12 protein-coding genes are annotated in these 12,698 nt (G+C 46.7%); 5 read left to right on the top strand and 7 right to left on the bottom strand.

Annotation, left to right across the window (positions count from 1 at the left end):
* Nucleotides 1–66: 66 nt before the first annotated feature.
* Nucleotides 67–1,119 carry a tRNA preQ1(34) S-adenosylmethionine ribosyltransferase-isomerase QueA gene (gene queA / locus EDI28_RS20470; RefSeq protein WP_128785814.1) on the bottom strand — a complete coding sequence of 351 codons (1,053 nt, stop codon included), beginning with the start codon at nt 1,117–1,119 and terminating at the stop codon, nt 67–69.
* 75 nt (nt 1,120–1,194) lie between these two features.
* Nucleotides 1,195–2,340 carry a S1 family serine peptidase gene (locus EDI28_RS20465; protein ID WP_128785746.1) on the bottom strand — a complete coding sequence of 382 codons (1,146 nt, stop codon included), beginning with the start codon at nt 2,338–2,340 and terminating at the stop codon, nt 1,195–1,197.
* A 217-nt stretch (nt 2,341–2,557) separates the two neighbouring features.
* On the opposite strand from EDI28_RS20465, the gene EDI28_RS20460 reads away from it, so the two are divergent.
* Both EDI28_RS20460 and EDI28_RS20455 read left to right on the top strand, forming a co-directional pair.
* Complete coding sequence (locus tag EDI28_RS20460; RefSeq protein WP_128785745.1) at nt 2,558–3,016, top strand: CBS domain-containing protein; 459 nt, start codon at nt 2,558–2,560, stop codon at nt 3,014–3,016.
* Nucleotides 3,017–3,030: 14 nt separating this feature from the next.
* A complete protein-coding gene (locus tag EDI28_RS20455) occupies nt 3,031–3,615 on the top strand; it encodes an acyl carrier protein phosphodiesterase (RefSeq protein ID WP_128785744.1) in 585 nt (194 codons plus the stop codon).
* 200 nt (nt 3,616–3,815) lie between these two features.
* Here the strand turns inward: EDI28_RS20455 and aceA are convergent, their stop codons facing one another.
* From aceA to EDI28_RS20440, 3 genes are all read right to left on the bottom strand, one after another.
* The gene (aceA, locus tag EDI28_RS20450; RefSeq protein ID WP_128785743.1) at nt 3,816–5,120 is read right to left on the bottom strand and encodes an isocitrate lyase; all 1,305 of its coding nucleotides are present in this window, start codon (nt 5,118–5,120) and stop codon (nt 3,816–3,818) included.
* Between the two features lie 132 nt (nt 5,121–5,252).
* Nucleotides 5,253–6,866: a malate synthase A gene (gene aceB / locus EDI28_RS20445; RefSeq protein WP_128785742.1), complete on the bottom strand. Its 1,614-nt coding sequence runs from the start codon at nt 6,864–6,866 to the stop codon at nt 5,253–5,255.
* A gap of 600 nt (nt 6,867–7,466) precedes the next feature.
* On the bottom strand, nt 7,467–8,363 hold the full coding sequence (locus EDI28_RS20440; RefSeq protein ID WP_128785741.1) for a hydrogen peroxide-inducible genes activator: 897 nt from the start codon (nt 8,361–8,363) through the stop codon (nt 7,467–7,469).
* 131 nt (nt 8,364–8,494) lie between these two features.
* Here EDI28_RS20440 and EDI28_RS20435 point away from each other — a divergent pair, with 131 nt between their 5' ends.
* The gene (locus EDI28_RS20435) at nt 8,495–9,103 is read left to right on the top strand and encodes a peroxiredoxin C (RefSeq protein WP_075763625.1); all 609 of its coding nucleotides are present in this window, start codon (nt 8,495–8,497) and stop codon (nt 9,101–9,103) included.
* A 216-nt stretch (nt 9,104–9,319) separates the two neighbouring features.
* The gene (locus EDI28_RS20430; RefSeq protein WP_438942810.1) at nt 9,320–10,057 is read left to right on the top strand and encodes a copper homeostasis protein CutC; all 738 of its coding nucleotides are present in this window, start codon (nt 9,320–9,322) and stop codon (nt 10,055–10,057) included.
* 60 nt (nt 10,058–10,117) lie between these two features.
* On the opposite strand, the gene EDI28_RS20425 is transcribed toward EDI28_RS20430, so the two are convergent.
* Together EDI28_RS20425 and EDI28_RS20420 are read right to left on the bottom strand one after the other, a co-directional pair.
* Complete coding sequence (locus EDI28_RS20425) at nt 10,118–11,257, bottom strand: alpha/beta hydrolase (protein WP_164918598.1); 1,140 nt, start codon at nt 11,255–11,257, stop codon at nt 10,118–10,120.
* Nucleotides 11,199–11,603, bottom strand: a complete 405-nt coding sequence (locus EDI28_RS20420) for a hypothetical protein (RefSeq protein WP_128785738.1) — start codon at nt 11,601–11,603, stop codon at nt 11,199–11,201. Before EDI28_RS20420 ends, EDI28_RS20425 begins: the two co-directional genes overlap by 59 nt.
* Nucleotides 11,604–11,894: 291 nt before the next feature.
* Between EDI28_RS20420 and ppk2 the strand changes: the two genes are divergently transcribed.
* The gene (gene ppk2, locus EDI28_RS20415; protein WP_128785737.1) at nt 11,895–12,698 is read left to right on the top strand and encodes a polyphosphate kinase 2; all 804 of its coding nucleotides are present in this window, start codon (nt 11,895–11,897) and stop codon (nt 12,696–12,698) included.

Genomic DNA, 12,698 nt, shown 5'->3' with positions numbered 1-12,698 from the left:
CCGACAAAGGCTGCAATTTTAGCAAAAGCAGCCTTAAGAGACACTGACTTAACCAATTAAGTTCAGTTATTTATTGTTACGGGTAATAAACATTGAATCCCCGTAGCTAAAGAAACGGTATTTATTTTCAACGGCCTGCTGGTAAGCATGCATTGTATGCTCGAAACCAGCAAAAGCACTGACCAACATGATCAGCGTTGATTCCGGCAGGTGGAAGTTAGTAACCAGTACATCCACTAGCTGGAATTCATAACCAGGGAAAATAAAGATGTCTGTATCGCCAAAAAATGGCTGTAGCTCAGTCCCTTTTTTCACCGCATCCTGTGCCGCACTTTCCAGTGAGCGTACAGAGGTAGTACCAACTGCCACGACACGACCACCGTTGGCTTTGGTTTCATTGATCGCCGTAACAACCTCTTCAGGTACCTCGACGTATTCAGAATGCATGTGGTGATCATCGATACTGTCAACACGTACCGGCTGGAAGGTCCCAGCGCCAACGTGCAGGGTAACAAACGCAAACCTTGCACCTTTGGCCTTAATTGCCTCAAGGATGGCATCGTCAAAGTGCAGCCCCGCAGTCGGGGCAGCTACCGCACCTGGTTTGGCGTTGTAAACTGTCTGGTAGCGCTCTTTGTCTGAATCTTCATCCGGACGGTCAATATAAGGCGGCAACGGCATGTGGCCAACCTCTTCCAGGATTTCCAACACCGTCTTGTCACTGTTAAAGCGAATTTCAAACAGTGCATCATGGCGTGCTACCATTTCAGCCTGATATTCATCATTTTCACCCAGCAGTAACTCTGTTCCCGGCTTAGGCGACTTAGAAGCCCGAACATGCGCCAAAATGCGCTTATCATCCAGCATACGCTCGACAAGGACTTCCAACTTTCCACCAGACACCTTGCGACCGAACATTCGGGCTGGAATCACTCGGGTATTGTTAAATACGAGCAAATCACCAGGCTGAACCAAATCCAGCACATCTTTAAACCCTTTGTGCTGAATCTCACCGGTGTCTCCGGTCAGCTGAAGCAAACGGCTAGCAGTACGCTCTGGTTGTGGATAGCGAGCGATCAACTCGTCAGGAAGGTCAAAGTGGAAATCAGAAACTTGCATCATTCAGGCCCTAAATTACAGCAGGCAGCTAGTATAGGCTGCCCGACTGCAATATCAAGCAAAGATAGTCGCGGATCAAGAACGCAATCGTACTCCTCGTGCTATCGATGTACGATACAATCGAATATAGCCAACTATCAGCAAAAACCACAGTGTTCCCCAGCTCGTAGAACCACCACCGCTGTCACCACCGCTGCTACTGCTACCGCTATCGGTTGGAACAGTAATCCCAGCTCCGGCATTGGCAAAGTTACTGTCAAAAGGGTTCACTGAAAAAACTGACACAGGCTGGCTCAGTACCGCCCTTCCGGCTTCTCCCTCAATCCAGCTTATATAGTCCGCCACTTCGGTGTATACCCCAGGTACTTCACCGGCACATCCGTTACCAAAGCTTACAAGCCCGACAAGTCGTAAGCCAAAATCACTATCACTCGCAGCTTGCGGATCCTGCCACACTAACGGCCCGCCTGAATCACCGAAACAACTATCTCGCGCCAGATCGGGCGAGGTTGAACCAGCACAAAGGAAAATGGGATAGTCGCTGGCATTTATATTCGCCCCCCAATGAGCATCACAGGTCGTGTCAGGTACACCAGACATCAATGTCTCTCTTAGTCGAATAGTACCAGAGTTTGAATCTTGCGGGTCTGTCGTCCCCCAACCAGAGACTAGCAGGTTTGCCTCCCGTACTCCGTTGGCAACCCAGCCGTTCGCAAAAGCATTATCTGCCCGATCTTGAGTTGTTCTATCGGCTATTTGAATCGGGATAGCAGAACTAGGCAATGGGCTTGCTAACTTCAACAGTGCGATATCGTTGGTAAAACGCGAAGAGTTATAAGAGGGATGCATTATAAACTCACTAACAGAAACTGCATTGAGATTACTGGCAAAAAAAACGCTGACAATACCGCCCCACACCTTAATATTCTGGGGAGTAACTATTGATGAGCCATTGCGTAAACAGTGCGCTGCCGTTAACACTAGATCAGCACTGATCACTACGCCACCACAAACAAAGGTGCTCTCCCCCCCCTCTCCGTTAGGAAATGTAAGGTTCAAGTATGCCTGCCAGGGGATTTCATTATCAGCAGATTCAATCCCACCAATAATTTTAGCCGTTACCTTATTTTCATTTTCACTTCCTGCGGCTTCATTGCCTACGGCCCCAAAAGGCAGCCATACAGTCCAACATAACAACAATCTTATCAATAGCTTATGCATCGAATAATACCTATGTGGAATGCTGTTTATTGATTATATGACATAATTTCACGCTTAACCCAACAAACACACATATGAAACATCGTTATAACTTGTGTATTATTTGACTAGGGTCATAGGTAGCGAGACGAGGATTAGCTACATTCAAAGAGCAAGCAAAATAAAACCGGTAAGTTGACGATAAATAGATTAATTACTAGTCACTACGGAGGCTTATATGTTTACTGTCGCAGATATGATGACACCGCACCCACATACCCTAACCTCTACCCATACTTTGGCTGATGCTAAAAGACTCATGGAAGAAAAAGGGATCCATCACGTTCCCGTTACCGACAAAGACAATCACCTAATTGGCCTGGTCAGTCAGCGAGATATCCTTTCAGCCCAGGAATCCAGTCTTGAGCAGATCCACCGTTCGAGCTTTATTTCCGCTCTCGATATTCCTCTGAAGCAATGCATGCACAAGAGCCTGAGCAATGTGGAGCCGCATGCGGGGTTGAAAGAAGCGGCAACCTATATGCAAAAGCACAAAATTGGCTGTTTGCCCGTTTTGCGCCACAATAAACTGGTCGGGATCATTACCGATTCTGATTTCGTAGCCATTGCCATTAACTTGCTTGAGATACAGGAAGAAGTGGAGCCGACTGACGAAGGTAACACCAGCCTCTATTAGGGATCTGGGATGGTATGAATTTTCTTGCTCACCTGCACCTTGCCGATCGCTGCCACAGCCATCTGGCGGGAAATTTATTGGCTGATTTTGTCCGCGGTGATCCTTATCATCGGTATAATCGAGCAGTGGCTGATGGCATAAAGCTACACCGTTTTGTCGATAGCTATATAGACGCGATGCCTGAAGTGCTGCAGTGCCGGCAGCTATTCACCGCTGACACGAGAAGAGTTAGCGGTATTGCCCTCGATATTGCATGGGATCACTTCCTTGCCAAGCACTGGCAACATTATCATGAGCTTTCCCTTGCTGATTTTGTTGCACAGGCCAAACAACGGGTTGAGCAATACCAGGAAAATGTGCCTGATACCTATCGCCTGACCATGTCACGCATGTGGCAGCAGCAGTGGTTACTGCAATACCGTGATCAACACACAATCACCACAGCATTGGAACGCATGGCACTCCGCCGGCCAAAACTGTACCAGCTGGCCAACTGTCCAAAACTGATTGACCGGCATTACGGTACACTCGATGACCGGTTTCAGGAGATTTACCCGCAAATAATCCAAGCAGCTCAGACCTATCGCTCACAACAGTAAGCGAGCCCGCTACAAACTTGTTGTTGCTATGATTTGCCTTCTCTTCAACCTCCAGACTTCAGACAAAAAAAGGGAGCGCTAAGCGCTCCCGAATCCATAACATAGGAAGAGATCTTCTATTGCTATGTATCACATCAATCTCTGTAGCAATCGCTACTAATAACGCAAATATAACAACATGTTGCTAGGATAAGATTAAATTAAAACTGGTCTTCTTCTGTCGAGCCTGTCAAAGCAGTGACGGATGACTGCCCCCCCTGAATAGTATTGGTCATCTTGTCGAAATAGCCGGTTCCCACTTCCTGCTGGTGAGCAACAAAGGTATAGCCTTTATCTGCCGCCTCAAACTCAGGACGCTGTACTTTCTCAACATAATGGCGCATACCTTCACCCTGAGCGTAAGAGTGGGCCAATTCAAACATGTTAAACCACATATTATGGATACCGGCCAGAGTAATGAACTGATACTTATAGCCCATATCTGCCAATTCCTGCTGGAATTTAGCAATGGTTTCAGCATCCAGGTTCTTCTCCCAGTTGAATGATGGCGAACAATTGTAGGCCAACAGCTGATCCGGATACTGCTCGTGGATAGCTTCTGCGAACTTGCGTGCTTCTTCAAGACATGGCTTGGCCGTTTCACACCAAATCAAATCCGCATACGGCGCATAGGCCAGGCCACGAGCAATCGCCTGATCAATACCTGCACGTACCCGATAGAAACCTTCCGCACTACGTTCGCCTTCAATGAAATCTTTGTCATACGGGTCGCAGTCTGAAGTTAGCAAATCAGCAGCATTGGCATCGGTACGGGCAATAACTAGTGTTGTTGTACCGGCGACATCTGCAGCCAAACGTGCCGCGACTAGTTTCTGCACCGCTTCCTGGGTCGGTACCAGCACCTTGCCCCCCATATGACCACACTTTTTCACCGAGGCCAGCTGATCTTCAAAGTGAACCCCCGCAGCACCGGCATCAATCATATTACGCATCAGTTCGTAGGCATTCAGCACGCCGCCAAATCCCGCTTCGGCATCGGCAACAATCGGCAAGAAATAGTCAATACCATTTTCCGGACTACCACCATTAGACCACTGGATTTGGTCAGCACGGCGGAACGCATTATTGATACGGCTCACAACCGCTGGCACCGAGTCAACGGGGTACAAAGACTGATCTGGGTACATAGTCGACGCTGTGTTGTTATCGGCCGCGACCTGCCAACCTGACAGATAAATCGCTTCAATGCCTGCCTTTGCCTGCTGGACTGCCTGACCTCCGGTCAGCGCCCCTAGACAATTGACATATCCTTTTTTCGCCGAACCATTGACCAGATCCCAAAGCTTGTCGGCACCACGCTGAGCAATAGTATTAGCCGGGGCAAATGAACCACGCAGGTTGATAACCTCTTCAGCGCTATAGGTACGCTTCACATGCTTCCAACGTGGATTCTCAGCCCAATCTTTTTCAATAGCTTCGATTTGTTGCTGGCGAGTCAATGTCATAATGATGTCCCTCGTTTCATTTGGCGATAATCCGTTTAACGTTTTCGTTATCGGTAGACTTCTTTTCTCAGGCTTATTCAGGCACTGCCAACAACCAAACAAGCAGTTACCTGTTTATTTACAATTCTTGTATTACTTCAGATACTCATAACCGGACAAAGTCAGGAAATTCACCAACTCGTCGCTGGTCGTTAGCTGCGACATCAGCATTGCCGCTTCCTGGTATTGGCCCTTATTGAATGCTTCAGTACCTAACTCCTGTTCCAGTACTGTCATTTCTTCGTTCAGCATCTGCTCAAATAAGGCTTTGGTGACCACATCCCCATTACTTAGCGCTTTGCCGTGCTTGATCCACTGCCAAATCGATGCCCGGGATATTTCCGCCGTTGCGGCATCTTCCATCAGGCCATAAATCGGCACACAACCATTGCCGGATATCCAGGCTTCAATGTACTGCACCGCAACTCGAATGTTATGACGCATGCCTTCTTCCGTACGCTCTCCGTCACAAGGGGCCAGTAGTTCTTCGGCCGTAATAGGTGCATCGTCTTCTCGACTGACATCCAGTTGGTTTTGGCGCTCACCCAACACATCGTCAAAAATGGCACAAGCCGTATCAGCCAACCCAGGGTGTGCAACCCACGTTCCATCGTGGCCATTATTGGCTTCCAACGCCTTGTCAGTCTGAATTTTATTCAGTACCCAAGCATTACGTTCCGGGTCTTTCGATGGAATAAAGGCTGCCATTCCCCCCATAGCAAACGCTCCTCGGCGATGGCAAGTACGAACCAACAACCGCGAGTAAGCATTCAAAAACGGTTTCTCCATGGTTACCACCTGACGGTCAGGCAAGATCCGATCGGGATGGTTTCTTAATGTCTTTATGTAGCTGAAAATGTAGTCCCAACGACCACAGTTCAGGCCGACAATATGATCTTTGAGGCTATGGATAATTTCATCCATCTCGAAGACCGCTGGTAGCGTTTCAATCAGCACTGTTGCTTTAATCGTTCCTCTTGGCAGCTCGAACTCGTCTTCTGCAAAGCTAAATACATCGCTCCACCATGCTGCTTCCTGATAAGCCTGCAACTTGGGAAGATAAAAATAAGGTCCACTACCTTTTGCCAATAACTGCTTGTAGTTATGGTAAAAGTACAGGGCAAAATCAAATAAAGATCCGGGAATTGGCTCGCCCTGCCATAACAGGTGCTTCTCGGGCAGGTGCAATCCGCGAACCCGGCAAATCAGAACGGCCGGATCTTCGCTCAACTGATATTCTTTGCCTGTATCGGGATTGGTAAAGGCAATCGTCCCATCCACTGCATCACGTAGGTTGCGCTGGCCTTCCAATACTTCATCCCAAGCAGGTGCGAATGAATCTTCAAAGTCAGCCATGAATACTTTGACGTTGGCATTCAAGGCGTTGATCACCATCTTGCGATCAACCGGACCGGTAATTTCAACCCGGCGATCCTGAAGATCCTCAGGAATATTGCGAATCGTCCAGTTACCTCCGCGAATATCGGCCGTATCTTCGAGAAAGTCGGGTAATCCCCCTGCATCAATAGCCAACTGACGACGATCTCGAGCAGCCATCAGCTCCGGAATACGTGAAGCAAAACGCTGCACCAATCGCTCCACAAACTGAAAGGCACCTTCATCTAAGATTTCTTTTTGTTGTTCTGTCAATAACGTTTGCAAAGATAGCTTTACTTCATGGTTGGGTGGAGTCTGTGTATCCGTCATTTCTACGCTCCCTCGCAGCTTGTAACTTAATCACTACTTTTATCAGCAGTCATTTCCAGGTCATTCTGTTGTAAGTTGACTTAACGCTTTGTTTACGTTGCCGCAACAAATTAACAATTGCAAATGCCATTGTTTATCAAGACAAAATAAGCACACTATCAACCACTTTAAAATCAACAACTTAATCAATATAGAGTAATAACTCAAAACACTGAATTAAAACAATTTTCAGAGAAATACTCGGTTTTTGAAGATAAAGATGAATCGACATCAAAATGTAACCAGTTACGTAATTAAATTACCTAACAGCATAATTCAAACCTGTGTGTAAAAAAGCGTTTCAAACACAAGAGAGAAGAAAAGGTGTTTACAATAGGTTAAATAACAACCATTTATATCGAAAGATAAATTGCTGTTCATACACTAGGGGAATAGTTGCTTACTCAATCAATTTCATTCATTCGCAAAGCGAAACAAAATAATTCTACAAAACAGCTATTATTCAAACGAATATTAACCAATTAAAAATATCGAGGTGAGCATTCGAAGTAGTGAAAAATGCTGACAGCGCGGGAATCTGCCAGCACACTGTAGGAAGGACTACAAAAGCCCCTCAACAATCTCGGCAAGCCGGTTAAAGGTACGACTACGACTTGAGGTAGGGCGCCAGACAAGGCCTATTTCTCGGTATGCCTCCTGGCCAGGTGGTTCAATAACCACCAAATTCTGGTTATCCAATATTCCATGATCAATAGCCATCTGCGGAATAAAGGTTGTTCCCAATCCGTTCGCAACCATTTGAACTAACGTATGTAGACTGGTTGCCGTAAACGGGTTGATCTTCTCCTTACTTGTCAGCTTGCAGGCAGAAACTGCATGCTCTGTCAGGCAATGCTCTTTCTCTAGCAAAAACACCGACTCATCCGGCAAATCGGCATAACGAAGTGGTACATTGACCTGTTCAGCCTGATTTTTGCTTATCACCATCTTAAAAGCGTCTCGCCCCACCGTCTGGCTGTACATGCCATTGATTTCCACCGGTAAAGCCAAAATCAGCACATCCATTTCACCGTTACGTAATGCCGCCAGTAAATTGGTTGTCGTATCTTCCCGCAGCAACAGATTCAGGCTTGGGTGCAGGCGGTTCACCTCCTGCACTAAGTCACACAACAAGAAGGGGGCAATAGTGGGGATACAACCGACCCTCAACTGACCGTCCATCCCGTCGCCGGTACAATTCGACAGTTCCATTAAATCCTGGCTGCGAGCAAGCAGTTCACGGCTGCGGACCACAACATCTTCGCCCATCGAGGTAAACACCAATGACTTGTTGTCTCGTTCAATAAGCTGACAGTCAATTAATTCTTCGAGATTCTGGACTCCCGAACTCAGCGTCGACTGGCTGACAAAGCACTTCTTGGCAGCTTCGCCGAAATGTCGGGTTTCAAATAAGGTAACTAAATAATGCAGTTGTTTGAGAGAAGGAAATTTGTTCATCGTATTTTTCGATTACATCAATCTATTTATTCCGCTTTTTTCAATCTAACAGTTTCGCTATAGTTTGTCTCGTCCAAACATGGAGCCAACCGAAAAGGTCGGCGACAAACCGAATATTTTAGGAGCACCAAATGGTACTAGTAGGTCGTCAAGCACCAGATTTTACTGCTGCAGCTGTTCTAGGTAACGGCGAAATCGTTGATAACTTCAACTTTGCAGAGTTTACTAAAGGTAAGAAAGCTGTAGTTTTCTTCTACCCACTAGACTTCACTTTCGTTTGCCCATCGGAGCTAATCGCTTTTGACAAGCGTTTCGAAGATTTCCAGGCAAAAGGTGTTGAAGTAATCGGTGTTTCTATCGATTCTCAGTTCTCTCACAATGCATGGCGCAACACAGCTGTTGAAGACGGCGGTATCGGTCAGGTTAAGTACCCGCTAATCGCTGATGTTAAGCACGAAATCTGCAAAGCTTACGATGTTGAGCACCCAGAAGCAGGCGTTGCTTTCCGTGGTTCTTTCCTAATCGACGAAGACGGCCTTGTACGTCACCAAGTAGTTAACGACCTGCCACTAGGCCGTAACATCGACGAAATGCTACGTATGGTTGATGCTCTAAACTTCCACCAGAAAAACGGTGAAGTTTGCCCAGCACAGTGGGAAGAAGGCAAAGCAGGTATGGATGCATCACCAAAAGGTGTTGCTGATTACCTATCAGAGCACACTGCAGACCTGGGTAAGTAATTACCATTAACACCACGCTCACGGTGTTAATTAGGCAACAAACGCAATAGCGTAAAGCCAAAGTCAGCCAATAGGCAAAAATAGAATGAGGCCCGGACACACCGGGCCCTTTTTGATCTCACATCTCGGCTTATTCTTGATCTGATTAACCCTCTAGCAAGTAAAGATCCTCTACACTGCCTTCTTCATCTCCTGCCTTGATACATCACAGTGAAAATTGAACATATTGAAGTCTGTATCGATAACATCGAATCACTCCACTACGCCCAGCTAGGTGGTGCAACCCGTATTGAACTCTGTTCCTCCTTGGCTCTTGGCGGATTAACCCCGAGTATTGGCCTGATGAAACAAGCCGCGAAGATCTCGTCAATTCCGGTCTATGCCATGATCCGTCCACGCCAAGGCGACTTTTTATTCTCAAGCCAAGATATCGAGATCATGCTGGAAGATATTCATGCCGCCAAGCAAGCTGACTTGCAGGGTGTCGTCGTCGGCGTACTTAACGCCCAAAGCCAAGTTGACAGCGACGTGTTATGCAGCCTGATAAATGAAGCAAGGGGGTTGGGTATTACGTTCCACCGAGCTATAGACCAATGCACAGCTCCAATGGCGGCATTAGATAGCATCATGAGTGCAGGCTGCGAGCGAGTGCTCACCTCCGGCCTGCAACCTAATGCGCTGGACGGTACAGGAATGCTGGCGAAGATGGTTAATTACTGTGGCGAGAACCTCAGCATAATGGCTGGCGCCGGGGTCACGGCAGGCAATGTCACAGATATTATTGAAAGAAGCGGCGTACAAGAAATTCATCTATCGGGGAAAAGTACCCGTCCAAGCAAAATGCTTCAGTATACCAATCAGATTCACATGGGCAGCAGCGATGTGGATGATTTCAGCATCCCCGTCACCTCGGCTGAGAGGATCGCAGCGGTTATTCGCTCACTAGAGCAATAGTTAATAATCAAACAGCCTGCATTAAAGCAGGCTGTTTGATTACCCATGCTCCGTGGCCAACTACCAACCGATAACATCTTTCGCTGGATGCTGAATGTCAGGTGCAATCATAAATGACTTGCTCTGTGAAAGCGCACTAGCATTACATGTCTCCTCTACTATCTTCGTTTCCGGATCAAGTAGGTATGCGGTCGTCTTCTGGTCAACACAGCTAATTTTGCTATAACTGAAACCATGATCGACATAATTATCAACTGTTACCTTTGAAGCCGAAGCACCAAAGTTCGCAACCATCTCCTCTGTCCAGGTGTATGGCGTAGCCGGATCATACAAGCCACCAATAATCAAAATCTGCTTGCCGCCCAGTGCCGAAGCCATGTCTGTGACAGGCGCAATAGGATCACGCCGTGCTGACCAGCCATTACAAAGCTTGGCAGTCTCAGCGTATGTCTTGCCCCCAAAAAGAGCTGACGCATTTTTATAACCCAGTTCGGATGCCAACATTTCGTTTTCTGACAACGGCAACCTTTCATCGGTACAGACCACGGCCTTGAACAAGGCACTACCACGCAATTCATCATTCAAGTTTGAGTAGCCTGAATTATAAGAAGTTATACGATGAATCGATAATTCATTTTTCAGCGTAATAAGCTTATCGTTATCCAGTAACTCTTTAAGTCCACTACGAATCGCCGACCATTCCTTCTTACGAGATGAATCGCGGGCAACTGTATAGTCCATCACATCAGCCCCATCTTTTTTACTCAGTGCCTGGCCATCATTGGCTGTATAAACCTGGGCTGAGGAGTACAAAGTGGTGGCAATATCTTGATAGCGCGTTTCCCGACTAGGGTAAGTTGCGTAGTCTAAACGAAATGCTGCAACTTTATCGTAACCAGCAGTATTACCGATCCTAAGCTCAACATTATTCGCTGCTGTTGGCGACATCGGCGAATCAAGCACAATTGCACGAACTCTGTCAGGGAAAGTATGCGCATACAAAGAACCCAGTCGGGTACCGTATGAATAGCCCAAGAAGGTCAGCTTTTCATCACCAAGATGGTTACGTAAACGATCGATATCTTTTACAACTGAATTGCTGCCTAGATAAGGAGCATACTGCTGGTACGTTACCGTGCAGTCACCTTGGCCTCTGTTTTTCGCTACTGCACAGTCCGTTAGCACTCTGGCCGGTACCACGAGGATCCATTCCTACAATATCAAAGCGGTTCAAAATTTCCTGTGGCAAAGCATAAGTAGCCATTTTGGACGCCCCTACTACCGCTTCCGCACTCGGCCCACCAAAATTAAGAATCAGCGAACCGATTCTGTTGGCAGGATCTAGAGCTTTATGCACCCCATAGTAAATATCAACCTGCTCACCATTAGGGTTATTATAATCTTTGGGTGCTTTCATGAAGCCGCAGGTCATATTTGACGGGCAGCTTTGCGTCGCATAGTTATTTTTGGAGAACTGATCATCACTTCCGCCACCACACCCAGCCAAGACGAGGCATGTTAATAGCCCTGACATTAATTTATACATTATTCTTCCTTGGTCCTTTTAATTATGAGTATTATCAATAATGTATTGACAACCTCACAGTTTACAAATCAACACATCAGACCACACAATAACCCAGCGTGCAATTATAATTAATTCAAATACCTACATACTTAATAGTATTTATTTTTTTATAAATGCCTCAACGTCTACCTCTGTCTAATTTACAGTTCAGACAAAAAACACCCGGTTTCTAATTCGTCATCAGTTTAATTGGGGATTATCCTTTAGAAGAAGGCAAAACAATAAAATTACGTTCAAACGGAGTGCGGTATGACGAATAGTAACCCCGTTAAAAAAATCAAAAAGAAAGACTACGAAAAAGAACTTGAACGATTACAGGTTGATCTCGTTAAGCTACAAGAATGGATAAAACACAGTGGACTCAAAGTTGTCGTCATTTTTGAAGGCCGGGATGCAGCAGGAAAAGGTGGGGTTATCAAACGGATCACAGAAAAACTAAACCCGAGGGTATGTCGCATCGTAGCCCTGCCAGCCCCCACCGAGAAAGAAAAAACCCAATGGTATTTCCAACGTTATGCAGCCCACCTGCCATCGGCTGGCGAAATGGTGCTGTTTGATCGCAGCTGGTATAACCGGGCCGGCGTCGAAAAAGTAATGGGGTTTTGCACCGACGACGAATACGAAGAGTTTCTCCGTTCTTGCCCTGAATTTGAGCGCATGCTGCAACGCTCCGGTATCATACTACTGAAATACTGGTTCTCGGTATCCGACGAAGAGCAGGAAGCCCGCTTCCTTGAACGGATTCATACCCCGATAAAACGTTGGAAGTTCAGCCCGATGGATCTTGAATCCCGCGACCGCTGGGCTGAATACTCAGCCGCCAAAGACCGCATGTTTGCCTATACCGATACCAAACAGTGCCCGTGGTGGGTGGTTAACGCCGATGATAAGAAGAAAGCCCGAATTAACTGTATTTCTCATTTGCTATCCCACATCCCGTATGAAGAGATCCACTACCCTCATATCGACCTACCAGAAGTCAACAAGGAAGGTTATGTAAGGGCACCAGCGGACAGCCAGACATTTGTCCCGGATCTGTTTGCCAAAAGCTAA

It is taken from the genome of Photobacterium chitinilyticum (genome assembly GCF_004104355.1).
In the GTDB taxonomy this organism is placed as follows: domain Bacteria; phylum Pseudomonadota; class Gammaproteobacteria; order Enterobacterales; family Vibrionaceae; genus Photobacterium; species Photobacterium chitinilyticum.
Note: the sequence above shows the minus strand (reverse complement) of the source record. Positions and strands in the feature narration are given on the sequence as shown.

Excerpts from the sequence above, each read along its gene's own strand:
- queA (WP_128785814.1), bottom strand. The coding sequence starts at position 1,119 with ATGCAAGTTTCTGATTTCCACTTTGACCTTCCTGACGAGTTGATCGCT.
- EDI28_RS20465 (WP_128785746.1), bottom strand. The coding sequence starts at position 2,340 with ATGCATAAGCTATTGATAAGATTGTTGTTATGTTGGACTGTATGGCTG.
- EDI28_RS20460 (WP_128785745.1), top strand. The coding sequence starts at position 2,558 with ATGTTTACTGTCGCAGATATGATGACACCGCACCCACATACCCTAACC.
- EDI28_RS20455 (WP_128785744.1), top strand. The coding sequence starts at position 3,031 with ATGAATTTTCTTGCTCACCTGCACCTTGCCGATCGCTGCCACAGCCAT.
- aceA (WP_128785743.1), bottom strand. The coding sequence starts at position 5,120 with ATGACATTGACTCGCCAGCAACAAATCGAAGCTATTGAAAAAGATTGG.
- aceB (WP_128785742.1), bottom strand. The coding sequence starts at position 6,866 with ATGACGGATACACAGACTCCACCCAACCATGAAGTAAAGCTATCTTTG.
- EDI28_RS20440 (WP_128785741.1), bottom strand. The coding sequence starts at position 8,363 with ATGAACAAATTTCCTTCTCTCAAACAACTGCATTATTTAGTTACCTTA.
- EDI28_RS20435 (WP_075763625.1), top strand. The coding sequence starts at position 8,495 with ATGGTACTAGTAGGTCGTCAAGCACCAGATTTTACTGCTGCAGCTGTT.
- EDI28_RS20420 (WP_128785738.1), bottom strand. The coding sequence starts at position 11,603 with ATGTATAAATTAATGTCAGGGCTATTAACATGCCTCGTCTTGGCTGGG.
- ppk2 (WP_128785737.1), top strand. The coding sequence starts at position 11,895 with ATGACGAATAGTAACCCCGTTAAAAAAATCAAAAAGAAAGACTACGAA.